At 69.2% G+C, this 20,541-nt stretch carries 24 protein-coding genes and 2 pseudogenes; 14 read left to right on the top strand and 12 right to left on the bottom strand.

The genetic code is table 11. The features are described 5' to 3' along the window. Nucleotide 1: 1 nt before the first annotated feature. Nucleotides 2-463 carry an SRPBCC family protein gene (locus tag ACWEIJ_RS19520; RefSeq protein WP_449838568.1) on the bottom strand — a complete coding sequence of 154 codons (462 nt, stop codon included), beginning with the start codon at nucleotides 461-463 and terminating at the stop codon, nucleotides 2-4. 137 nt (nucleotides 464-600) lie between these two features. Then, a complete protein-coding gene (uvrA, locus tag ACWEIJ_RS19515; RefSeq protein ID WP_449838567.1) occupies nucleotides 601-3,480 on the bottom strand; it encodes an excinuclease ABC subunit UvrA in 2,880 nt (959 codons plus the stop codon). Between the two features lie 225 nt (nucleotides 3,481-3,705). Between uvrA and ACWEIJ_RS19510 the strand changes: the two genes are divergently transcribed. Beyond that, nucleotides 3,706-4,458: a maleylpyruvate isomerase family mycothiol-dependent enzyme gene (locus ACWEIJ_RS19510; protein WP_449838566.1), complete on the top strand. Its 753-nt coding sequence runs from the start codon at nucleotides 3,706-3,708 to the stop codon at nucleotides 4,456-4,458. Nucleotides 4,459-4,505: 47 nt separating this feature from the next. Here the strand turns inward: ACWEIJ_RS19510 and ACWEIJ_RS19505 are convergent. Further along, a pseudogene (locus ACWEIJ_RS19505) lies at nucleotides 4,506-5,465 on the bottom strand (acyltransferase family protein); the annotation flags it as partial. Between the two features lie 138 nt (nucleotides 5,466-5,603). Here ACWEIJ_RS19505 and ACWEIJ_RS19500 point away from each other — a divergent pair. Further along, nucleotides 5,604-6,281 carry an MBL fold metallo-hydrolase gene (locus ACWEIJ_RS19500; RefSeq protein ID WP_449838565.1) on the top strand — a complete coding sequence of 226 codons (678 nt, stop codon included), beginning with the start codon at nucleotides 5,604-5,606 and terminating at the stop codon, nucleotides 6,279-6,281. A gap of 30 nt (nucleotides 6,282-6,311) precedes the next feature. Here ACWEIJ_RS19500 and ACWEIJ_RS19495 read toward each other — a convergent pair whose 3' ends face one another. Next, complete coding sequence (locus ACWEIJ_RS19495; protein WP_449838564.1) at nucleotides 6,312-6,893, bottom strand: DUF7711 family protein; 582 nt, start codon at nucleotides 6,891-6,893, stop codon at nucleotides 6,312-6,314. A 10-nt stretch (nucleotides 6,894-6,903) separates the two neighbouring features. On the opposite strand from ACWEIJ_RS19495, the gene ACWEIJ_RS19490 reads away from it, so the two are divergent. From ACWEIJ_RS19490 to rnhA, 6 genes and pseudogenes are all read left to right on the top strand, one after another. Further along, a complete protein-coding gene (locus ACWEIJ_RS19490; protein ID WP_449838563.1) occupies nucleotides 6,904-7,869 on the top strand; it encodes an amidase family protein in 966 nt (321 codons plus the stop codon). A 42-nt stretch (nucleotides 7,870-7,911) separates the two neighbouring features. Then, nucleotides 7,912-8,148, top strand: a complete 237-nt coding sequence (locus ACWEIJ_RS19485; protein WP_449838562.1) for a hypothetical protein — start codon at nucleotides 7,912-7,914, stop codon at nucleotides 8,146-8,148. A gap of 2 nt (nucleotides 8,149-8,150) precedes the next feature. Further along, nucleotides 8,151-8,564 carry a hypothetical protein gene (locus ACWEIJ_RS19480; protein WP_449838561.1) on the top strand — a complete coding sequence of 138 codons (414 nt, stop codon included), beginning with the start codon at nucleotides 8,151-8,153 and terminating at the stop codon, nucleotides 8,562-8,564. Nucleotides 8,565-8,697: 133 nt separating this feature from the next. Then, complete coding sequence (locus ACWEIJ_RS19475) at nucleotides 8,698-9,018, top strand: hypothetical protein (RefSeq protein WP_449838560.1); 321 nt, start codon at nucleotides 8,698-8,700, stop codon at nucleotides 9,016-9,018. Between the two features lie 4 nt (nucleotides 9,019-9,022). After that, a complete protein-coding gene (locus ACWEIJ_RS19470) occupies nucleotides 9,023-9,406 on the top strand; it encodes a DUF1801 domain-containing protein (protein WP_449838559.1) in 384 nt (127 codons plus the stop codon). Nucleotides 9,407-9,417: 11 nt separating this feature from the next. After that, nucleotides 9,418-9,855, top strand: a pseudogene (gene rnhA, locus ACWEIJ_RS19465) (ribonuclease HI); the annotation flags it as partial. 631 nt (nucleotides 9,856-10,486) lie between these two features. Here rnhA and ACWEIJ_RS19460 read toward each other — a convergent pair. Both ACWEIJ_RS19460 and ACWEIJ_RS19455 read right to left on the bottom strand, forming a co-directional pair. Beyond that, nucleotides 10,487-11,278: a helix-turn-helix transcriptional regulator gene (locus tag ACWEIJ_RS19460; RefSeq protein WP_449838628.1), complete on the bottom strand. Its 792-nt coding sequence runs from the start codon at nucleotides 11,276-11,278 to the stop codon at nucleotides 10,487-10,489. Continuing rightward, nucleotides 11,278-11,973, bottom strand: coding sequence for an SDR family NAD(P)-dependent oxidoreductase (locus tag ACWEIJ_RS19455; protein ID WP_449838558.1), 696 nt, complete (start codon nucleotides 11,971-11,973; stop codon nucleotides 11,278-11,280). Before ACWEIJ_RS19455 ends, ACWEIJ_RS19460 begins: the two co-directional genes overlap by 1 nt. 102 nt (nucleotides 11,974-12,075) lie before the next feature. Here ACWEIJ_RS19455 and ACWEIJ_RS19450 point away from each other — a divergent pair, with 102 nt between their 5' ends. Then, nucleotides 12,076-12,489 (top strand): PPOX class F420-dependent oxidoreductase, encoded by a 414-nt coding sequence (locus ACWEIJ_RS19450; RefSeq protein ID WP_449838557.1) that lies wholly within the window; start codon nucleotides 12,076-12,078, stop codon nucleotides 12,487-12,489. On the opposite strand, the gene ACWEIJ_RS19445 is transcribed toward ACWEIJ_RS19450, so the two are convergent. Continuing rightward, nucleotides 12,486-13,106 carry a class I SAM-dependent methyltransferase gene (locus tag ACWEIJ_RS19445; protein ID WP_449838556.1) on the bottom strand — a complete coding sequence of 207 codons (621 nt, stop codon included), beginning with the start codon at nucleotides 13,104-13,106 and terminating at the stop codon, nucleotides 12,486-12,488. The genes ACWEIJ_RS19450 and ACWEIJ_RS19445 overlap by 4 nt on opposite strands. Then, nucleotides 13,103-14,239, bottom strand: a complete 1,137-nt coding sequence (locus ACWEIJ_RS19440; protein WP_449838555.1) for an aminotransferase-like domain-containing protein — start codon at nucleotides 14,237-14,239, stop codon at nucleotides 13,103-13,105. Before ACWEIJ_RS19440 ends, ACWEIJ_RS19445 begins: the two co-directional genes overlap by 4 nt. A gap of 75 nt (nucleotides 14,240-14,314) precedes the next feature. On the opposite strand from ACWEIJ_RS19440, the gene ACWEIJ_RS19435 reads away from it, so the two are divergent. The 3 genes from ACWEIJ_RS19435 to ACWEIJ_RS19425 are packed head-to-tail and all read left to right on the top strand — an operon-like array spanning nucleotide 14,315 to nucleotide 16,007. Continuing rightward, nucleotides 14,315-14,773: a GyrI-like domain-containing protein gene (locus tag ACWEIJ_RS19435; RefSeq protein ID WP_449838554.1), complete on the top strand. Its 459-nt coding sequence runs from the start codon at nucleotides 14,315-14,317 to the stop codon at nucleotides 14,771-14,773. A gap of 37 nt (nucleotides 14,774-14,810) precedes the next feature. Then, complete coding sequence (locus tag ACWEIJ_RS19430) at nucleotides 14,811-15,122, top strand: ArsR/SmtB family transcription factor (protein ID WP_449838553.1); 312 nt, start codon at nucleotides 14,811-14,813, stop codon at nucleotides 15,120-15,122. A 3-nt stretch (nucleotides 15,123-15,125) separates the two neighbouring features. Continuing rightward, nucleotides 15,126-16,007 carry an SRPBCC domain-containing protein gene (locus tag ACWEIJ_RS19425; RefSeq protein WP_449838552.1) on the top strand — a complete coding sequence of 294 codons (882 nt, stop codon included), beginning with the start codon at nucleotides 15,126-15,128 and terminating at the stop codon, nucleotides 16,005-16,007. A gap of 2 nt (nucleotides 16,008-16,009) precedes the next feature. Here ACWEIJ_RS19425 and ACWEIJ_RS19420 read toward each other — a convergent pair whose 3' ends face one another. After that, nucleotides 16,010-16,837 carry a hypothetical protein gene (locus ACWEIJ_RS19420; protein ID WP_449838551.1) on the bottom strand — a complete coding sequence of 276 codons (828 nt, stop codon included), beginning with the start codon at nucleotides 16,835-16,837 and terminating at the stop codon, nucleotides 16,010-16,012. 70 nt (nucleotides 16,838-16,907) lie between these two features. Between ACWEIJ_RS19420 and ACWEIJ_RS19415 the strand changes: the two genes are divergently transcribed. Continuing rightward, entirely contained in the window at nucleotides 16,908-17,648 is a 741-nt protein-coding gene (locus tag ACWEIJ_RS19415; RefSeq protein WP_449838550.1) for a class I SAM-dependent methyltransferase, read from the top strand. Here ACWEIJ_RS19415 and ACWEIJ_RS19410 read toward each other — a convergent pair. Together ACWEIJ_RS19410 and ACWEIJ_RS19405 are read right to left on the bottom strand one after the other, a co-directional pair. After that, nucleotides 17,624-17,839, bottom strand: coding sequence for a hypothetical protein (locus ACWEIJ_RS19410; protein WP_449838549.1), 216 nt, complete (start codon nucleotides 17,837-17,839; stop codon nucleotides 17,624-17,626). The genes ACWEIJ_RS19415 and ACWEIJ_RS19410 overlap by 25 nt on opposite strands. 28 nt (nucleotides 17,840-17,867) lie before the next feature. Then, entirely contained in the window at nucleotides 17,868-18,929 is a 1,062-nt protein-coding gene (locus ACWEIJ_RS19405; RefSeq protein ID WP_449838548.1) for a DNA polymerase IV, read from the bottom strand. 10 nt (nucleotides 18,930-18,939) lie between these two features. Between ACWEIJ_RS19405 and ACWEIJ_RS19400 the strand changes: the two genes are divergently transcribed. After that, the gene (locus tag ACWEIJ_RS19400; protein ID WP_449838547.1) at nucleotides 18,940-19,392 is read left to right on the top strand and encodes an NUDIX domain-containing protein; all 453 of its coding nucleotides are present in this window, start codon (nucleotides 18,940-18,942) and stop codon (nucleotides 19,390-19,392) included. Here the strand turns inward: ACWEIJ_RS19400 and ACWEIJ_RS19395 are convergent. Further along, on the bottom strand, nucleotides 19,373-20,506 hold the full coding sequence (locus tag ACWEIJ_RS19395; protein WP_449838546.1) for an endonuclease: 1,134 nt from the start codon (nucleotides 20,504-20,506) through the stop codon (nucleotides 19,373-19,375). The genes ACWEIJ_RS19400 and ACWEIJ_RS19395 overlap by 20 nt on opposite strands. Between the last annotated feature and the right edge of the window lie 35 nt (nucleotides 20,507-20,541).

Genomic DNA, 20,541 nt, shown 5'->3' with positions numbered 1-20,541 from the left:
GTCAGGACTCGCTGGCCGCGCGCTCGGCCAGCACCTGCTTCAGCCCCTTGAGGCCGCCGCGCATCATCAGGTCGTGGTTGCCCCGGAAGAACGGCTTGGCGATCAGCACCAGCCGTCGCAACAGGGCCTTGTTGACCACGACCTCCTGGTCGAACACTAGGTCGGTCCCGCCGTCGCGGCCGATGATCTCCCAGCTGGCGAAGCCTTCGAGATCACCGGACAGCTGGGCGCGCAGCAGCCCGGCCTGCTGGTTGGCGATGCTGTGCCGCACCTGCACGACGATGTCGAACGGCAGGAACGACCGGCATCTGAGGATGCCGGACTCCTCGTCGATCTTGGTGGCGGACCGCACCTCGGGCCACCACTTCGGGTAGTTCGCGATGTCGGACAGCACGTCGTACACGGCTGCCGGAGACGCGCAGACGTGCCACACGCTGCGGAACCGGTAGTGGTTGAGTGGCACGGGCGCCATCATTCCTGATCGCTCGTTCAGGTGACAGGTTCTCGACAAAACTCACACCGGCCGGGAATTCCTCACGGCATGTCATCAGGCACTAGTGCATCTTGAGCGTCTCACTAGGCCGGTCGAGTCGACTTTCGTCACCCTGCGACCGACACCTCCTCGTTCTCGAGCACCTGCAGCAGGAACTGCCCCGTGTAGCTCTGTTCGACCTCGGAGACCTGCTCGGGCGTGCCCTCCGCCACGACCATGCCGCCGCCGGAGCCGCCCTCGGGACCCATGTCGACGATCCAGTCGGAGGTCTTGATGACGTCCAGGTTGTGCTCGATGACGATGACGGTGTTCCCCTTGTCCACCAAGCCGTTGATCACGCCGAGGAGCTTGCGGATGTCCTCGAAGTGCAGGCCGGTCGTGGGCTCGTCGAGGATGTAGACCGTCTTGCCGGTCGACCGCTTCTGCAGCTCCGACGCGAGCTTCACGCGCTGCGCCTCACCACCGGACAGCGTCGGCGCCGGCTGACCGAGCCGCACGTAGCCCAGGCCCACGTCGACCAGCGTGCGCAGGTGGCGGTGGATCGCGTTGATCGGCTCGAAGAACGTGGCCGCCTCCTCGATCGGCATGTCGAGGACCTCGGAGATCGTCTTGCCCTTGTAGTGCACTTCGAGCGTCTCGCGGTTGTACCGCGCGCCCTTGCACACCTCGCAGGGGACGTAGACGTCCGGGAGGAAGTTCATCTCGATCTTGATCGTGCCGTCGCCCGCGCACGCCTCGCAGCGGCCGCCCTTGACGTTGAACGAGAAGCGGCCCGGTTGGTAGCCGCGGACCTTCGCCTCGGTGGTGGCCGCGAAGAGCTTGCGGATGTGGTCGAACACGCCGGTGTAGGTGGCCGGGTTCGACCGCGGGGTGCGGCCGATCGGCGACTGGTCGACTTGCACCAGCTTGTCGACCTGGTCCAGGCCCTTGATCCGGGTGTGCCGGCCGGGGACCTGGCGCGCGCCGTTGAGCTTGTTCGCGAGCACGGTGGCGAGGATGTCGTTCACCAGCGTCGACTTGCCCGAGCCGGACACGCCCGTGACGGACGTGAGCGTGCCGAGCGGGAACGACACGTCGATGCCGCGCAGGTTGTGCTCACGCGCGCCGACGACCGTCAGCTGGCGCTTCTTGTCGACCTTGCGGCGCGTCGCCGGCATCGGGATCTGCTTGCGCCCGGACAGGTACGCGCCGGTGATCGAGTCCTTGTTCGTCAGCAGCTTCTTGTACGGGCCGCTGTGCACGACCTTGCCGCCGTGCTCACCGGCGCCGGGGCCGATGTCGACGACCCAGTCCGACGTGCGGATGGTGTCCTCGTCGTGCTCGACGACGATCAGCGTGTTGCCGAGGTCGCGCAGCCTGGTCAGCGTCTCGATCAACCGGTGGTTGTCGCGCTGGTGCAGGCCGATCGACGGCTCGTCCAGCACGTACAGCACGCCCACCAGACCCGAACCGATCTGGGTGGCGAGCCGGATGCGCTGCGCCTCACCGCCCGACAGCGTGCCGGACGCGCGGTCGAGCGACAGGTAGTCGAGGCCGACGTCGAGCAGGAAGTGCAGGCGCGCCTGGATCTCCTTGAGCACCGCGCCCGCGATCATCGACTCGCGCTTGCCGAGCTTGAGGCCGTCGAGGAAGTCGGAGCACTCCGCGACGCTCATCGCGCAGACCTCGGCGATGGACTTGTCGCCCTTCTTGCCATGGTGCAGCGTGACGGCGAGGATCTCCGGCTTAAGCCGTGTGCCCGCACACGCGGGGCACGGGACCTCGCGCATGTAGCCCTCGTACTTCTCCCGCATGTACTCGGACTCGGTCTGCTCCTGCCGCCGTTCCAGGAACGGGATCACGCCCTCGTAGTTGGCGTAGTAGGAGCGCTCGCGGCCGTAGCGGTTGCGGTAGCGGACGTGCACCTGCTCGTCGATGCCGTGCAGGATCGCCTTCTGCGCCCTGGCGGGCAGCAGCCGCCACTGCTGGTCCATGCGGAAGCCGATGGTCTCGCCGAGCGACTGCAGCAGGCGGGTGAAGTACTCGGCGGTCTGCCCACCGGCCCACGGCGCGATGGCGCCCTCTTCGAGGCTCAGCTCGTCGTCCGGGACCACGAGCTCCGGGTCGACCTCCTTGCGCACACCGATGCCCGTGCAGACCGTGCACGCGCCGTACGGCGAGTTGAAGGAGAACGACCGCGGCTCCAGGTCCTCGATCGCGAGCGGGTGACCGTTGGGGCAGGCCAGGTTCTCGGAGAAGCCCCTGATCCGCTTCGGGTCGGTCTCCGGCAGGTCGACGAACTCCAGCTCCACGAGCCCGTCCGCGAGCCGCAGCGCGGTCTCGACCGAGTCGGTGAGCCGCTGCTTCGACGAGGCCTTGACGCTCAGCCGGTCGATGACGACCGCGATGTGGTGCTTCTCCTGCTTCTTGAGCTTGGGCACCTCGGCGAGCGCGTACACGACGCCGTCGACCTTCGCGCGCGAGTAGCCCTGCGTCTGCAGGTTCTGGAAGAGGTCGAGGTACTCGCCCTTGCGCCCGCGGATGACCGGCGCGAGCACCTGGAACTTGGTGCCCTGCTCCATCGCGAGCACCTGGTCGACGATCTCCTGCGGCGTCTGCTTGCCGATCGCCTCACCGCACTGCGGGCAGTGCGGCTTGCCGGCACGCGCGTAGAGCAGGCGCAGGTAGTCGTAGACCTCGGTGATGGTGCCGACGGTCGACCGCGGGTTGCGGCTGGTCGACTTCTGGTCGATCGACACCGCGGGCGACAGGCCCTCGATGAAGTCGACGTCGGGCTTGTCCATCTGCCCGAGGAACTGGCGCGCGTACGCCGACAGCGACTCGACGTACCGGCGCTGGCCTTCGGCGAAGATCGTGTCGAACGCGAGGCTCGACTTGCCGGAGCCGGACAGCCCGGTGAAGACGATGAGGCTGTCCCGCGGCAGGTCGAGATCCACGCTGCGCAGGTTGTGCTCGCGGGCGCCGCGAACGACAAGACGGTCTGCCACTGGGGTCCCTTCGGCTGCGATCGGCGGGTCACTCACGCCACACTCTTCCGAACAAGCGTTCGAAGCGTACTAGCATCATTCCGGCGGCTGCGACCGACCCGCCGACCATGCTAGGGCGCACCCCTGACAAAAACGGTTCCGACCGCGGCCGCATTCCCCTGAGCTGCATTTACTCATAGGCTGGTCACTTCGATCTCAAGCCTCAACGTCGGGGAGAGGCAGCACATGACCTACACGCCGTCCACGCAGCACACCTCCGTACCCGCACCACGCGGAGTGCCCGACCGGCACATCAACGCGGTGCGTCAGGCGACGGACGTGCTGTACGAGGCCGTCGAGGAGCTGGACCAGGCCGCCGTGCGCGGTCCCAGCCTGCTCCCCGGCTGGACCCGCGGACACGTCGTCACCCACCTCGCGCGCAACGCGGACGCGCTGGTGAACCTGCTCACCTGGGCGCGCACCGGGGTCGAGCACGAAGCCTACGCGTCGCGTGCCGATCGGGACGCGGACATCGAGGAAGGCGCGCGCCGCATCCTGCAGGTGATCAAGGCCGACCTGGACTCCGCCTGCGTCCGGTTCGAGCACGCCTGCCGCGACATGCCCGCGCACTCGTGGCGCTCGGAGGTCACTGCGCCCAAGGGCGCCACGATCCCGGCGTCCCAGGTGCCGTTGTTCCGGCTGCGCGAGGTCTGGATCCACCTCATCGACCTGAACTGCGGGATCGGGTTCGACGACCTGCCCGCCGACTTCGTGGAGGAGTTCCTCGACGACGCCGTGAAGCAGTTCGAGGGCAGGGTCGAGCCGTTCCGGATCGAGGTCGGCCTGCCCGACGGCACTCAACGCATCTGGACGGTCAACGGTCCGGCGAGCCGCAGCTCCGTGAGCGGGTCCGCCAGCACCGTGCTGGGCTGGCTGACCGGCAGGACCGGCGGCGCAGGCCTGCGCGGCGAACTGCCGGACCTGCCCGACTGGATCTGAGTCAGCAACCGGTACGCGGGCCGTTCGACGAACTTCGTCAGCAGCCAGCCGAGCACCAGCGCCGAGGTGAGGAAGCCGACGAGCAGCCACCCGGACCGCAGCCCAACGGCGTGCATGCGGTCCATCACCACGGTGCCGATCTGCTCGTGCACCAGGTAGACCCCGTAGGAGATGCCGGCGAGCCAGGTGATCGGCCTGGCGATCGGTTTGAAGAACATCCAATCGGGTCCAGCCGCCGCAGTGCACACCAGGAGCAGCAGAACAGCGAACCCGAGCGTCGAACCGTACTCGGTCGTGTGAATCGCCTGTGCCACCAACGTGGCCACGAGGAGCGCGACCAAGTGCGGGGTGCTCATCCGGTGCTTGTGCCACAACCAGATCGCGATGCCCGCGGCGAACAGCTGCGCCCGGTGCAGCGCGAAACCGTTGTAGACCATGAAGAGCGTGTGCGAGTGGTCCAGCAACGGCCGTAGCAGCAGCGGCGTGATGATGAGCGCCCACAGGAAGAACCGGAGCTTCTTGCCTCTCAGGTGCTTCACGAGGACGGCGCCGGCGATGAACGCCGCGATCTGCACCGGCACGGTCCAGTAGGCGAAGTCGACGATGTTGACGTCCGGGAACCACTGGTTGATCAGCAGCAGGTTGTAGACGACATCCCGGCCGTCGAGCTGACTCCACCCCTCTGGCGCGATCCACCGCTGCACGGCATATGTGAGCAGCACGGCCGCCATGTACGCCGGCAGCAGGCGCGCGAGTCTTCTCCACAGGAACTGCCCCGGCTTGCCGCTGTTGAGAGAGGCGCAGACGAAGAAGGCCGAGACGACCATCAGCATGCTGGCACCCATCGACATCGGGAACGTGAACGGCAGCGGCCCGAGGTCCGGGTGACTGCTGACGCTCGTGAGCGTGGCGTGGTGGAGCAACACGCACCCGATGGCGACGACGCGAAGAACATCCCAGCTGACCCTGCGGGCCGTCCGGGGCTTTTGTCGTTGCGCTGGAATCACGAGAGGTGGGGACCCGTTCGTTGATGCTTTCGGCGTACTCGGCGACGGAATGTTGACCTTTACTTACCCTATGAGTGCAACCTGTATGCAACCTGAAGGTGTGCGTTGCACCGCTTCGAGCGACTACCGTCTGCCACCGTGGACGTACTCGAGAACTACACCGGTCACGTCGATCCAGGGGGCCCCGCCGCCCGCCGCACGCTGGACGCGCTGACCATCACGAAGATCTCCGTCGGACCGATGGACAACAACGCCTACCTGCTCGTTTGCCGGTCCACGAACGAGGCGTTGCTCATCGACGCGGCCAACGACTACGAGCGCCTGTCCGACCTGCTCGGCCACATCCCGAACCGCCCGCGCCTGCGCACGATCGTGACAACGCACCAGCACGCCGATCACTGGCAGGCGCTGGGAGCCCTGGCCGGCGCCCACGGCTCGAACACCGTCGCGCACGAGCTCGACGCCGCCGTCCTCCCCGTCCCGCCGGACGTCCTGGTGGACCACGGCGACACCATCAACGTGGGCGAAGTCCCGTTGTCGATCATCCACCTGCGCGGCCACACCCCGGGCTCGATCGCGGTCCTCTACGACGACCCGACCGGCCACCCGCACCTCTTCACCGGAGATTCACTCTTTCCGGGGGGTGTGGGAAAGACCACGTCGACCGACAACTTCGCATCCCTGATCAACGACGTGGAGGACCGCCTGTTCGCCGTCCTGCCCGACGACACGTGGTTCTACCCCGGCCACGGCGACGACTCGACGCTGGGCAAGGAACGCCCGGCCTTGGCCGAGTGGCGCGCTCGCGGCTGGTGAGTCCGCTGAGGGTGGCCGGCCCGGCCGCCCTCAGCCGAGCGCGTCCAGCAGGTCGAGGTACCCGGTGGTCGTCCGCCACAGGGCGTCCGAGTGCGGGGTGAGCTTGCCGGGCGCCCAGCGGTGCTCGGTGTAGGCCTGGTTGGCCGTGCGCAACGCCGCCAGGCTGACCGCCAGCTCGTCCTCGACCCGCTTCCTGAGCTCCTCCGGCGTCGGCGCGGCGGTTCTGACCAGCTCAGCGGTGCCGTCGCTGACGGCCACCAGCGCCTCCTCGCTGATGCCGTCCGCCGCGCTCCAGATCAGCGCGGGCCGTTCGACGCGGTGGTTCCACACCGGCGCGTCCGCGGAACGCCAGAACGGCGAGAACGGGTTGCGCGACAACCGGGTCGAGTTCGCCCAGTGCTCGGCCCCGACCGGCTCGGACAGCCACGGCACCTCGTCCACCGGCAGGTCCGTGACCAGCGCGACCTCGATGGTGTCGACCTCGCGCGGCACGTCGAGCAGATCACCGAACACCCACAGCTCGACCACCTGGAAGCGGAAGAACGAGGTCGGCGGCTCCGCGCACTTCTCCGCGAGCTCAGCCAGGTGGTGCACGGCGCGAGTCCATTTCACGAGGTGGATCATGCCCGACCAGGTCGCCGAGGCGTTGGCCCGGCTGGATCGCGTGGAACCGGTGCTGCACGCCTTCCACGAGGTCTTCCGCACGTTCGCGCCGGTCGACCCGACGCTGCCGCTCGCCGGCCTGCCCATCGCGGTCAAGCGCGGTGAGCGTCGCAGCCACCGGGAAGCGCTCATGGCCCTCGGTTGCGTTCCCATCGGTCTGACCACCACGCCCGATGGCACCACCCCGTGGCAGACGTGGGGCCGCAACTCTCGTGGCCTCACACGAAACCCATGGAACCTGGACCGCACCCCTGGCGGCTCGTCGGCCGGTTCCGCGGTGGCGGTGGCCTCGGGCGTCGTACCGCTGGCGACCGGTGTCGACGGTGCGGGCTCGATCCGGATCCCCGCCGCGTGGTGCGGTGTTCTCGGCCTGAAGACGACGTCGTCCGAACGCGCCGCCGTCGGCGTCTTCACCCGCGATCCCTCGCTGCTCGCGAGCTACCTCGGCACGTCGGAGGTCAGTTCTCCCACCGCGGTCTGGTCCGCGGACCTGGGCTTCGCCGAGGTGGACGAGGAGCAGGCCGAGATCGCCCACCGGGCCGCGCGGGCGTTGCGGCCGCGGCCCTTCGACCTGGTGCTCCCCGACCCCGCCGAGGACTGGTACGCGAACCGTTGCGGCCCGAACCCGGTGCTGGACGAGCTGTTCGAGACCGCGGACCTGCTGCTCACCCCGGCCACCCCCGGCCCGCCGCACGGCCACGACGGTCCGGGTTCGCGCGTCAACACGTCGCTGACCTGGGCGTTCAACCTGAGCGGACATCCGGCGATCAGCATTCCGGCCGGCTTCGACTCCGCCGGCCTGCCGGTCGGCCTGCAGGCCGTCGCCCGCCACGGCCGGGAGGCGGACCTGGTCGCCGCCGCCCGCGCGGTTCTCGCCTGCCGAACTGACCCGATCGGGTGGTTTGATCCCAATCCACCTCATTGATCACGTCCCGCCCGGTCTCCTCGCCACTCGAGGAGGTCGCAGATGGGACGACGAATCGGTGGCGCGGGTGGCGGCTCGGATCCCGGCGCGGGCAAGGCGGGCGCCGTGGTGGCGGCGGGCGTGCTGGCGGTGTCGGTCGCGGCCGGCGGCGGAGGTCTGTCGCTCGGCGGAGCGTCGACGACCTCGATCGACTCCGCCGGGACCGGCCTCACGAAGGCCAGGTCCGAAGGCAGGAAGTCCGCTCGGAAGGGGGCGCGGACGGTGCGTGGCGCCAGGTGAACATGCGGACCCTGAAGCGCGTGGCCAAACCGGCGCTGGAATGCCTGTCGCACTCGTTCGGCCAGGTGCGGGACCACTTCGCGCGGCATCCGTGCAGATCGCTCGACCGGACGCTGTTCGCGATCGGCGACGACCGGGGCGATGTCGCGGTGGTGTCCGTGGCGTGGGTCGGCTTCCGCAACCGCCAGGACGCGGGCGAGTTCAAGAAGCTGATCGACGTGCACGGCACGGGCGACATCACCCCGCTCGCCACGCCCCTGCTCGACCTGGCGGACGTCCGCTTCACCGGCCTGCACTACGCGTCGAGGACGGACGGCAGCACGATCGTGATCGCGGAGACCGAGACCGCGTCCGGGCGGGTCAGCGGTGAGGTGCTGGACGCGGTGGCCGACGTGGCGAGCTGGCTGCCGCGCTAGACCGCCACCGCTCGCCAGGTCGATGAGCTCGAACGACGCGTCGCTTCCTCCGCGCTGGCCTGGATGACGTGGAGGAACCGAATCGCAGTGATCTTGGGGAGCACGCCGGCCGTCGTTCCGAGTCGGTGGCGCAGTGGGTCCTGAACATCGCCAACACCCGGACCAGCTCGCGCTCGTCGAGCGGCACTTCCACCGGATCACGGGCCTGCAGGAGGATCTGACGGCATTCGGCAGGGCCATGGCCGCCCAGCAGGGCCACGCCGAGCTCACCCACATCCCCGCCGACGCGATCGAGGCGTGGCAGGAAACGGGGCCGCGGCGGGTGCGGCAGAGCTCGAGAAGCTCGGCTTCAAGAACCCGCGGCACACGTCCGGATGACGACGACATCGCAGCGGGTGTCCGCGTCTTCCTGCACGGGCACGATGTCGAGAAACGGCGAGAGGCTGCGACATAGGGCTATGCACACCGACACGCGCGTTGACGACTACATCGCCGGGCTGCCCGAGTGGCAGCAGGACATCTGCCGCGAGGTCCGCAGGCTCGTGCACGAGGCCGACCCGGACGTCGAGGAGACGATCAAGCGCACGAACCGGCCGTACTTCGTGCTGGACGGCAACATCTGCGCGTTGCTCGGCACCAAGGACCACGTGAACGTGATGCTCTACGACAAGGCGATCGTGCCGGACCCGCAGCACATCATCACGAGCGGCCACGGCAACAAGACCGCGCGCATGATCTCCGTGTACCGCGACCAGCCCATCAACGCGCCGGCGCTGGTCGAGATGTTCCGGCACATCATCGCCGACAACCGCCAGCGCAGGAGTGTCGGACCCCGTCGGTAGCCTCATGTCGCATGGAGGTCGAGATCTACACCGACGGCGCCTGCAGCCCCAATCCCGGTCCGGGCGGCTGGGGTGCGGTGCTGCGCTACGGCGAGCATGAGAAGGACATGTACGGCGGTGACATCGGCCCCACGACGAACAACCGCATGGAACTGATGGCGCCCATCGTGGCGTTGGAGAGCCTCACGCGACCGTCCACCGTGAAGCTCTACACGGACAGCACCTACGTCCGCAACGGCATCACCTCGTGGGTCCACGGGTGGAAGGCGAACGGCTGGCTCACGAAGGCCCGTGAGCCGGTCAAGAACGCCGACCTGTGGCGCCGCCTGGAAGAAGCCGCCACCAGGCACGAGGTGGAGTGGCACTGGGTCAAGGGCCATGCGGGCCACCCGGAGAACGAGCGCGCCGACCGGCTGGCCGTGCGCGGAGTGGAGGAGGTGACGGGGCGGGAGATCACGCAGCCTCAGGCAAAACCGAAGAAGGCCAAGCCGAAGCAACCGCGTGAGCTGACCGGCGAACCGTGCGGCGCGCCCACGAAGAAGGGCACGCCCTGCCCGATCACCGCCGGGGCGAGCGGGCTGTGTCACGTGCACGACCCGGCGTTGCAGTGCGGCGCCCTCACGAAGAAGGGCACACCCTGCACGATCGCGACCGGCGGCGGCCGGTGCGAGTACCACCAGGACGCGCTGGAGCTGTTCACGTGACGGCTCGCTGACCGACGGCCGCACCGCCAGGCATGCCACGCGAACCACGTGACGGGCTCGGCAACCGGTAGACGCTGCGGCGATGCCTCCAGCCGCCCTACGTGACGGCGAAGCGACCTGCGGCCGTGACGCACCACCACAAGCATCACCGGCCCGCGGCGGCGAGCGTCACCCGCACACCAGCATCGCCGGCGACGTGACCGCCAACGTCACCCGCCCACGCGACCACCAGCGTCACCGGCGAGCGTCACCCGCCCACGCGACCACCAGCGCCACCAGCGAGCGTCACCCGCCCACGCGACCACCAGCGCCACCGGCAGACCCCCACGGCGGCGTGTCCAGCGGCCGCAACGCCCCTCCGCAGCCCCCACCCCGGCTAGGTGACGGCGAGCGAGGCCAGCAGCCGCAGGGCTTCCTCCGACGGGCTGCCGGGCGCGGCCACGTAGGTCACCAGCACCTGCCCCGCGTCCGACCTCAGCGGTTCGGCGGCCAGCTCCAGCGGCCCGAGCTGCGGGTGGTTCATGCGCTTGAACCTGGGTTCCCGCTCGCGCACCGGATGCTCCGCCCACAGCGTGCGGAACAACGGCGACGCCGCGGACAGCTCGTCGACCAGCGCGAGCAGCGCCGGGTCGTCCGGGTGCACGCCGTAGTCCGCGCGCAGGTAGCCGACGTTCTCCCGGGCGCAGTCCATCCAGCCGACGAACAGCTCCTGCGCGGCCGGGTCGGTGAACATGTACCGCACCATGTTCGGCTGCTCGCGGAAGTCCGTGACGAGTGCGGCGGCCAGCGGGTTCCACGCCAGCACGTCGAGCCGCCGGCCGAGCACCATGGCAGGTACGCCGTGCAGCGCGTCGAGCAGCCACCGCAGAGCCGGGCGCACCTCCTCCGACGGCGCGGCCACCCGTGCGGGTCGCGCCAGCCGGTAGAGGTGCGTGCGTTCCGCGCCGTCGAGGCCCAGGGCCTGGGCCAGCGCGTCCAGGATCGAGTCGGACGCGTTGGCGGCGCGTCCCTGTTCCATGCGCGTGTAGTAGTCGACGCTGATCCCGGCCAGCTGCGCCAGCTCCTCTCGGCGCAGGCCGGGAACGCGCCGCCGGGACGCGCGTTCCGGCGGATCCAGTGCCGCGCGGCGGGCGCGCAGGAACTCCCCCAATTCGTTCACGGACCCCATCATGCCGGGATCGCCCCGACCAGGCCGCCGTCGACCACGAAGTCCTGGCCCGTCACGTACCCCGCGCGGTCGGACAGCAGGAACGCCACCACGTGTGCGACGTCCTCCGGCTCGCCCAGCCGCCCCATCGGCACCTGGCGGCGGAACGGTTCGGCGTCGTCGACGTTCGACCGGAACATGTCCGTCGCGATGTAGCCGGGGCTCACCGTGTTGACGCGAACACCGTCACTCAGCTCCGCGGCGAGTGTGCGCGCCAGGCTGTGCACGGCCGCCTTGCTCGCCGTGTAGAGCGAGGCTCCGGGGAACCCGCGGTGGACCGTCCACGACGCGTTGATCACCACCGACGCGCCGGGCTTCAACCGCGCCCGTTGCACGGTGAAGTAGACGCCCTTGAAGTTCGTGGCCAGCACCCGGTCCACGTCCTCCTCGGTGACCGTCCCGAACTCGGTGAACACCCCGACGCCCGCGTTCGCGAAGATCCCGTCGACCTCGCCGACCTGCTCCATCAGCGCCTCGACGTCGGCGAGCTTCGACACGTCCGCCACCACCGTCTCGACGCCGAGCTCCTTGCGCGCCAACGCCAACCGCTCCTCGGACCGCCCGGTCACCACGACCCGCGCGCCCTCCTCGACCAGCACCCGCGCCGTCGCCAGCCCGATACCGCTACCGCCACCCGTGATCAGAAACGTCTTCATGGCCCAAAGCCTGCGGTGCCCGCCGCACCCCAACCAGACCCGCTGTTTCCTGGGTCTGCCAAGACCAGGCTGAACCCCGCGAACCGGCGTAGCGTCACGGTCATGCTTCCCGAATCCGCCAGGGCAGTGCTGGAGTCGAACGCGCTGGCCCACCTCGTGACGCTCGGCAGCGACGGCGCGCCCCAGGTGACCATCGTCTGGGTGGGCCTCGACGGCGACGAGATCGTCTCCGGCCACCTCGCCGAGCACAAGAAGGTCCGCAACATCCGCAACGACGGCCGCGTGGTGCTGTCCCTGGAAACGCCGAACATCAACGAGCACGGCCTGCAGGAGTACCTGGTCGTGCACGGCACCGCGCGCGTCACCGAGGGCGGCGCGCCGGAGCTGCTGCAGCGCCTCGCGCACACCTACCTCGGCCCGGACGTGAAGTTCCCGCCCATGGACAACCCGCCGCCCGGCTTCGTCACCCGCATCAAGGTCGACCGCGTGACCGGTGTCGGCCCCTGGGCCTCCTAGTCCGCGTAGCAGGAGTGGACGGCGGGCTGGCCCGTGTAGTTGGGGCCGGCCCGGTCGTCCGCGCCCAGGTAGGTGAACGGCAGCCGCGGCTGTCCCGCACCGGTGCAGCCGATGCGCCGCCTGCGGTTGTCGTAGGTGAAACCCGCCTCGCGCAGGGCTTTGGTCAGCGCGCGGCCGAACGGGGTGCCGTCGGCGCGGCGCACGCTCGCGACGTCGAAGCTCGCCACGAACCGCCCGCCGGGCGCGAGCCACGACGCGGCGCGCGCCAGCAGGCCGAGCTTGTCGCCCACGTAGTGCAGGCCGTGCACGCAGGTCACCAGGTCGACCGGCGCGTCCGGTTCCCACTCCTCCACCGGTGCGACGACGAACCTCAGGCCCGGCGGGGCGGCGATGTGGTGGTCGACGAGGTCCACCCCGACGATCGTCAGGTCCTCCCGCGCCGCCTCGGCCAGCGCCCTGCCCGAACCGCAGCAGAGGTCCACCCACCGCGTGCCCGGAGGCAGCACGAGATCGAGGCCCAGCTCGTGGCGATAGCCCGCCAGCCCCCGTTCGCGGTTCATGTCGCAGTTCGCGACGACCGACGACCGCCACAGCGACTCGTCGTCGAGCAGGTTCACCGGAGCACTTTCGCCAGACGTGCCATGCCTTCCACGATCTCCGCGGGTGTGTTGGTGGTGAAGGACATCCGGAACGTCGCCCGGTCGGGCGTCGTCGCGAAGAACGGCGCACCGGGGACGAACGCGACGTCGTGGGCCAACGCCGACTTCAGCAGCTCGGCGCTGTCCACGTCACCGGGCAGGCGCAGCCACACGAACATGCCGCCGTCCGGATCCGTCCACGTGGTGCCGTCGGGCACGGTGCCGGGCAGCGCCGCGATCATCGCGTCACGGCGCGCCCCGTACTCGACGCACAGGCGGGCGACGTGCGCGTCGAGGTCGTTGTGCGCCAGGTAGGCCGCGACGGCGGCCTGGTCCACAGTGGACGTGTGCAGGTCGGCCGCCTGCTTCACGATCACCAGCGTGCGCAGCAGGTCCTCCGGCGCCCGCAGCCAGCCGAGCCGCATGCCGGGAGCGCCGATCTTCGAGAAGCTGCCGAGGTAAACGGTTCTGTCGCTGATCGATGCGAGCGGCACGACCTCGGCGCCCCGGTAGCGGAGCTCGCCGTAGGGGTCGTCCTCGACGACCCAGAACTCGTGCTCGGCGGCCAGCGCGGCGATCTCGGCGCGGCGCGCGGCCGACAGGGTTCGCCCGGTCGGGTTGGCGAACGTCGGCACCAGGTACAGCATCGTCGGGCGTGAGGTGGTCACGACGGACCGCAGCGACTCGATGTCCAGGCCGTCGGCGTCGCTCGCGACGGGCACGATCCTGGCTCCCGCCATCTGGAAGCACTGCAGTGCGGCCAGGTACGTCGGTTCCTCCACGGCCACGACGGCACCCGGCTCCAGCAGAGCCGTGGCCACCAGGGTCAGGGCCTGCTGTGAGCCCGTGGTGACCAGGACGTCCGAAGTGGGCAGTCCGCGGCCGGTCAGCCGGTCGCAGATCAGCGACCGCAGCGCCGGATTCCCTTCCGTGGGCGCGTATTGCAGCACCGAGCGGTCCCGCAGGGCGAGGTCGTAGGCGGCGCGCAGACCGTCCTGGTCGAACAGTTCGGGGGCGGGGAGCCCGCCCGCGAAGGAGATCACCTCCGGACGGGAGGTCAGCGCGAGCAGGTCGCGCACCGGAGAGCTGGCCACGGAGAGGGTGCGGTGCATGAACTTCACGTTAACCGGCACGCGTTCCAGCCGGACGCGGATTTTCTGTCGGGGGTCGTCACTAGCGTGGTCGGCATGGACATCGAGACACGTGAAGACCAGCCGTACGCCGCCGTCAGGGCCACGGTCACGCTGGAGACGTTCCCCAAGATCGCCGACCGTTTTCCCGAGGTCATGCAATGGCTGGCCGATCGCGAGTTACCCATCGCCGGCGCGCCCTTCTTCCGGTATCTGCGCGTGAACGGCGAAGAGTTCGAGGTGGAGGCCGCCATCCCCACCATCGCCGAGGTGCCCGCGGCGGGCGACGTGTTCACGGCGACGCTGCCCGGCGGCCGGTACGCGGTCGAGGTGCACGAAGGGCATCCGGAAGGGCTGGCCGCCGTCACCGAGCGCGTCCTGGCCGAGAAGAGCCTGACGTTCGACCGCGACGGCGACCGGTGGGGCGCGCGGCTGGAGACGTACTTCACCGACCCGGCGGTCCAGCCGGACCCAGCCAAGTGGACGACGGAGGTGGCCATCAGGCTCGCGGACTGAGTTCGACCTTATATGCCGAGTGGGCTATATTGCCGGTATGGCATCCACCTTCGCCGTGCTGGCCGATCAGAGTCGCCGGGAGATCCTCGACCTGCTGCGTGAACGCGAGCGGCCGGTCGGTGACCTCGTCGACCGGCTGACGCTCACCCAGCCGACCGTCTCGAAGCACCTCAAGGTGCTGCGCGAGGCCGGTCTGGTCGAGGTGCGCACCGACGCCCAACGGCGCTGGTACCGGCTGTCCCCCGGTCCGCTGGCGGAGATCGACGCCTGGCTCGCGCCCTACCGCGGGATGTGGGAGAAGAGCCTGGACGCGCTCGAACGACGACTCGACGAGATCGAAGGGGACTGACCAGTGGACGCCGAACTGCGGATGATCGAGGGCAAGCCCGTCCTGCGCTTCGAACGCAGGCTGCGGCACTCGCCGGAGAAGGTCTGGCGGGTGGTCACCGAGCCCGCCGAGATGAAGCACTGGTTCCCCGCCGAGGTCACGATCGACGGCCGCCGGATGCGCTTCACGTTCCCGGACGAGGCACCGGTCGACACCGACGGCGGCGAGGGCGAGCTGCTGGAGTCCGACCCGCCGCGGGTCTTCGCGTTCCGCTGGATCAACGACGTGCTGCGGTTCGAGATCCTGCCGCGCGAGGACGGCTGCCTGCTGGTCTTCACCGCCGTGGTCACGAACCGGCTGTCCGTCGGCCGCGACGCGCCCGGCTGGGCCACCTGCCTCGACGCGCTGGCCGCCCACGCCGACGGCACGAAGTTCGAGCCGCCGACGGAGTGGTTGTCGCGCATCGAGCACTACGTCGCCGAGTTCGGCCTCGACGAGGGCACCGACGAGCCCGAGGGCGTCAAGTTCGTCCGCGACCTCGTCTGGAAGCCGCTCGACGAGGTCTGGCAGCTGCTCACCGAGGGCACCGAGGACGCCGTTCCCGTCCGCGCCGCCCACCCCGGTCTCACCCCGGGCCGGCTCACGAAGGTCGAGGCACCGCGCCTGCTGGAGTACGAGTGGCTCCAGGACGGCGAACCGAAGGGCGTCGTGCGCTGGGAGTTCGACCACGTGCCGTTGCAGGGCACCACGGTCACGTTGTTCCAGGAGAACGCTCACGACCCCGAGGCGCTCGCCGCGTGGCACGTGCACATGGAGCTGTTCTTCGCCGCCACCCAGGGCGAGATCCGTTGCCCGTGGCCGAAAGAGCGAGAGGAGGAACTCACGAAGCGCTATGCCGAACGCTGACCTCAGAGTGTGGCGAGCCGGTCCACGCCCACGCCGCTGATCAGCAACCGCTCCTTGCGGTTGCCCGTCAGCCGTTGCGTCCAGTCGGTGAACCCGCCGTCACCGATCTCCTCGCCGTGCAGGTAGACCTTGTAGCACAGGCCCTGGTAGTACCCGGTCCGCCGCGACGGGTCCGCGGGGAGCTCACCGCGCACCACCTCGAACCGGGGATCCAGCACGGTCACGCGCACCTCGACGTCCCCGCACGCCTCGCGCAGGAACGCCACGTGCTCGGCGAAGTGCCGGCGTTCGAAGGCGAGCGAGCCGCGATCGCGTCCGGCCGACACGGCGGCGAACAACGTGAAGTGCGCGAAGCGGCCGGCGCCCTCGAAGAGCTGGGACCGCACCACGCGCTGGACGGCGGCGAGCCGCACGTCCTCGGTGGAAGCCTGCCTGCGCACCGCGGCCTCCAGCGCCAGCGCATTGGTGGCGTCCGCCGCGACCTCGGTGCCGCGAATCGTGGACAGCACGTTGTTCTGGTCCATCTCGGCCACCGCGGAACACGTTCCCAGGGGTGCGACCGGCGCCAGGCCCACCACGTCGAACGAAGGCGGCAGCGCGGCCAGCAGCCGGTCCTCCGCCGCACGAAGCACCGGGAACGGCACCGAGGAGGGAGCCACGAAGCGGTCGGAACGGTACTGGCGCAACACATCCGGCCCCGACAAGGCAGAAGCACGGCGACGCGTCAAAGCCAGCAGCAGCGTGGTGAGGTCGCTGCCGGGCAGGCGGGCGAGTCGGTCCAGCACGTCGGAACCGCCCAACGCGCGCAGGACTCGGGTCAGCGCACTCATGCCCACCATGGTCCGTGTGCCGGCCAGTGGTTTTCCACGAGCGGACGGACCGATCACTACGCTCGGAAGCATGACCGACGCGATGCGGGTGGGCGAACTGTGGGGGCGCCGGGCCGCGCAACGGGCCGCTCACGGCGCGAAGATGTCCGTACCCGCGTGGAAGACCGCGATCGAGCGCACGAACATCAAGCCCGGCAGCACCGTGCTCGACCTCGGGTGCGGGAGTGGCGAGTTCTGCGCGCTGGCAACGGAAGCGGGTGCGCACGCCACTGGCATCGACGCGTCGCACAAGATGATCGAACTCGCCCGAGAGCAAGCGCCCGCGGCCGAGTTCCACGTGCGCGCACTTGACCAACTGCCTTGGCAGGACGGCACGTTCGACGTCGTCACGGCGTTCAACGCGCTGTTCTTCGCGGCAGATCCCGAAAAAGCGTTCGCGGAGGCGGTCAGGGTCAGCAACGACTACGTGGTCGTGTGCGACTGGCATCCGGACGAGCCGAGCGACACCATCACCGTCGGGTGGACGATCAAAGGGCCCAGTGGGAGGCGGCGGGCGCGGACGCCGGAGCCGGACGAGAAAATCACGATCGACATTCCCCAGCACTTCGCCGACGAGGACACGATGCTGCGCGCCTTCCTGAGCACAGGCGGCTACCAGCCGATCATCGAGGACGAAGGCGAAGAAAATGTCGCCGAGAAGATCAGGGCCGCGACCGAACAGTTCAGAACCGCGGACGGCGGTTATCGGTTCGCGAACAAGTACCTGATGTCGATCTTCCGCAAGAATCAGGCGGCGGCGAGCAGCGCGTAGCCGGCCGTGGTGAGGGCGGCGGGGCCCGGACGGGTGCTGATCAGGCCCGCAGTCCTCAGGCGCAGGCCGGCGAACTGGTCGGCGCAGCACAGGCCGTCGACGAGCAGGGTGCTTCCGGTGATCTCGCAACGGCCGTCGGCGACGGCTTTGAGAACTGCGCGGTCGCGGTGGGTGAGCGATGAGACTGTCATCTTCTTCTCCTAGCGGTGAAGCTTGTACTTACTGATACGTCGAAGAAGAAGGCTTCGGTTCGACATCATCGGCAGAGAATTCTGCGCGTACCCCCAAAAGACGTACCGCGCGGCCGTGTTCGAACCGGTCCAGCACCGTCAGCGCGGCCTCGGCCAGGTCGTCGGCGGACGACGTCGGCGCAGGCAGCTTCATCAACCGCACCTTCGTGAAGAAGGGCACGAACTGCACCTTCACGCCCACGCGCACGACCGGGCGGCCCTCGGCGACCACGTCCTCGGCGACCTGGTGGGCCAGCGCCACGACCTCACGCCGGATGTCCTCCGACGACACCAGGTCCTGCTGGAACGTCTTCTCGTGCGACCTGGACTTCACCACCCACGGCGTCGCGCTCACGACCGTGTCGCCCGCGCCCAGCGCGACGGTCCGGTAATAGGGGCCCATCCGCGGGCCGAACCGGGCGGCGAGCACGTCCGCGGACGCCGACGCCAGGTCCGTCACGGTCGAGATGCCGAGCTCGGCCAGCTTGCGCTCGGTCTTCGCGCCGATGCCCCACAGCGCGGAGGTCGGCCGGTGTCCCATCACCTCGACCCAGTTCTCACGGGTGAGCCGGAACGTCCCGGCGGGCTTGCCGAACTCGGTCGCGATCTTGGCGCGCAGCTTGTTGTCGCCGATGCCCACCGAGCAGTGCAGACCGGTCCGCGCCAGCACCGCCGCCTGCAGTGACCGGGCGAGAGCCAGCGGGTCGTCGACGGACGCCCCGACGAACGCCTCGTCCCAGCCCATCACCTCGACGACGACCGGGAACGACCGCAGCACGGCCATCACGTCGGAGGACGCCGCCTCGTACAACGCGTGATCGGCGGGCAGGAACACCGCGTCCGGCAGCTTCTTGAACGCGGTCCGCAACGGCATCCCCGAGTGCACGCCGAACTCGCGCGCCTCGTAGGACGCCGTGGCCACGACCGCGCGCTCCGTCGGATCGCCGTTGCCGCCCACCACCACGGCCTTGCCACGCAACGACGGGTCGCGGAGGACCTCCACGGCCGCGATGAACTGGTCGAGGTCCACGTGCAGGACCCAGTCCGCCATGCTGGACAGTATGAAACGCAGCGCCGGAATCCTGCTGTTCAGACGAACCACCCAGCTCGAAGTGCTGCTGGGGCACATGGGCGGCCCGTTCTGGGCCCGCAAGGACGCGGGTGCGTGGTCCGTGCCCAAGGGCGAGTACACCGACGACGAGACGCCCGAGGTGGCCGCGCGGCGCGAGTTCACCGAGGAGCTCGGGCTGCCGGTGCCCGACGGCGAGCTGATCCCGCTGGGCGAGGCCAAGGGCTCGGGCAAGGTCATCACGGTGTGGGCGCTCGAAGGCGACCTCGACCCCGAGACGGTCACGCCCGGCACGTTCGAGCTGGAGTGGCCGCCAAAGTCGGGGCAGAAGAAGACGTTCCCCGAGGTCGACCGCGTGCAGTGGTTCGGCGTGGAAGAGGCGAGCGCGAAGATCGTCTCCGCGCAACGCCCCTTCCTCGAACGACTCACGGCCAGATGGAGCTGACCCATTCCGGGTGGTCGATGAACGGGTTGCGGTTGTGCTGGTAGCTCTTGTAGATCACGTCGTTGCGCCGCTTCTCGAACGCGTCCGGCGGGTCCTGCAGGCTCCACTGCTTGAGCACTGACAGCTTGCCCATGTACGGCGCGGTGCCGTTGTTCACCACGTTGTCGAGCTCCAGGTTCGGGAAGCCGTCAGTGCCCTCGTAGCGCACGGCCATGTAGAAGATCATGCGCGCGACGTCGCCCTTCACGGCGTCGCGCGGCTCGAACGAGTCGCTGTCGCACTTGCTGCCCGGCGCCTCGGGAACGTCTGAACCACCCATGTCGAAGTCCAGGTTGCCGCGCTTCGCGTTGACGTTCACGTCCTCCGGCCGCAGGTGGTGCAGATCGGTACCGGGACCCGTGGCGGTGCCGAAGTCACCGTGCGACTTGGCCCAGACGTGCTCGCGGTTCCAGTCGTCGTTGCCACCGCCGTTCGCCGACTTCGCCCGCGACATGCCGCTGTACACCAGGATCACGTTGTTCGAGTTGTTCGGGTCCTCGTCGGTGTCCTTCAGCGCGTCCCAGACCGCGTCGTAGCTGATCTTGGTCTGGTTGCTGATGATGGTGTTCAACGCCGACTTCAACGCCGCACCGGACTTGCCGCAGGCAGCCGTGTAGTAGGTATCGCAGGTCGGCGGCGGTGTCGAGGTGGGCGGCGGTGTCGAACCGGCGAACGCGAAGGCCGTCGGCGAGATCAGACCGGGGTGCGAGAAGTACGCGCTCAACGTGCCCGTGACGTCGATCTGCTTGCCCAGCAACGACGGGTTCGACTGCATGCCCCACGAAGCGCGGAACGCCGACGGGATCTGCACGTAGAGCATGCTCGACGTGCTCGTCTGGGAGGCCGAGTCAGCCAGTGCCAGTGCGTAGTCGTTCGGGTAGTTCGAACGTATGACGGTGTTCGTGGCGGTGGGCTGACCGACGACGTAGCCGCGAACGGTCGCCGACGCCCCGGACTGCTGACTGATCGCCTGGGCCACGGTGAGCGGACCTGCTGCAACAGCGGCGGTCGACCCGTACAGGCCGACCGCCGCCAACAAACCGATGACTAACGCCAGTGGACTCCACCGCGCCATGTGCCCTCCCCGATCGTGTGAATGTTGCGCACACG

It is taken from the genome of Lentzea sp. NPDC004789 (assembly GCF_053601075.1).
The sequence above is the reverse complement of the archived record's forward strand: the minus strand, read 5'-3'. Positions and strand labels throughout refer to the sequence as shown.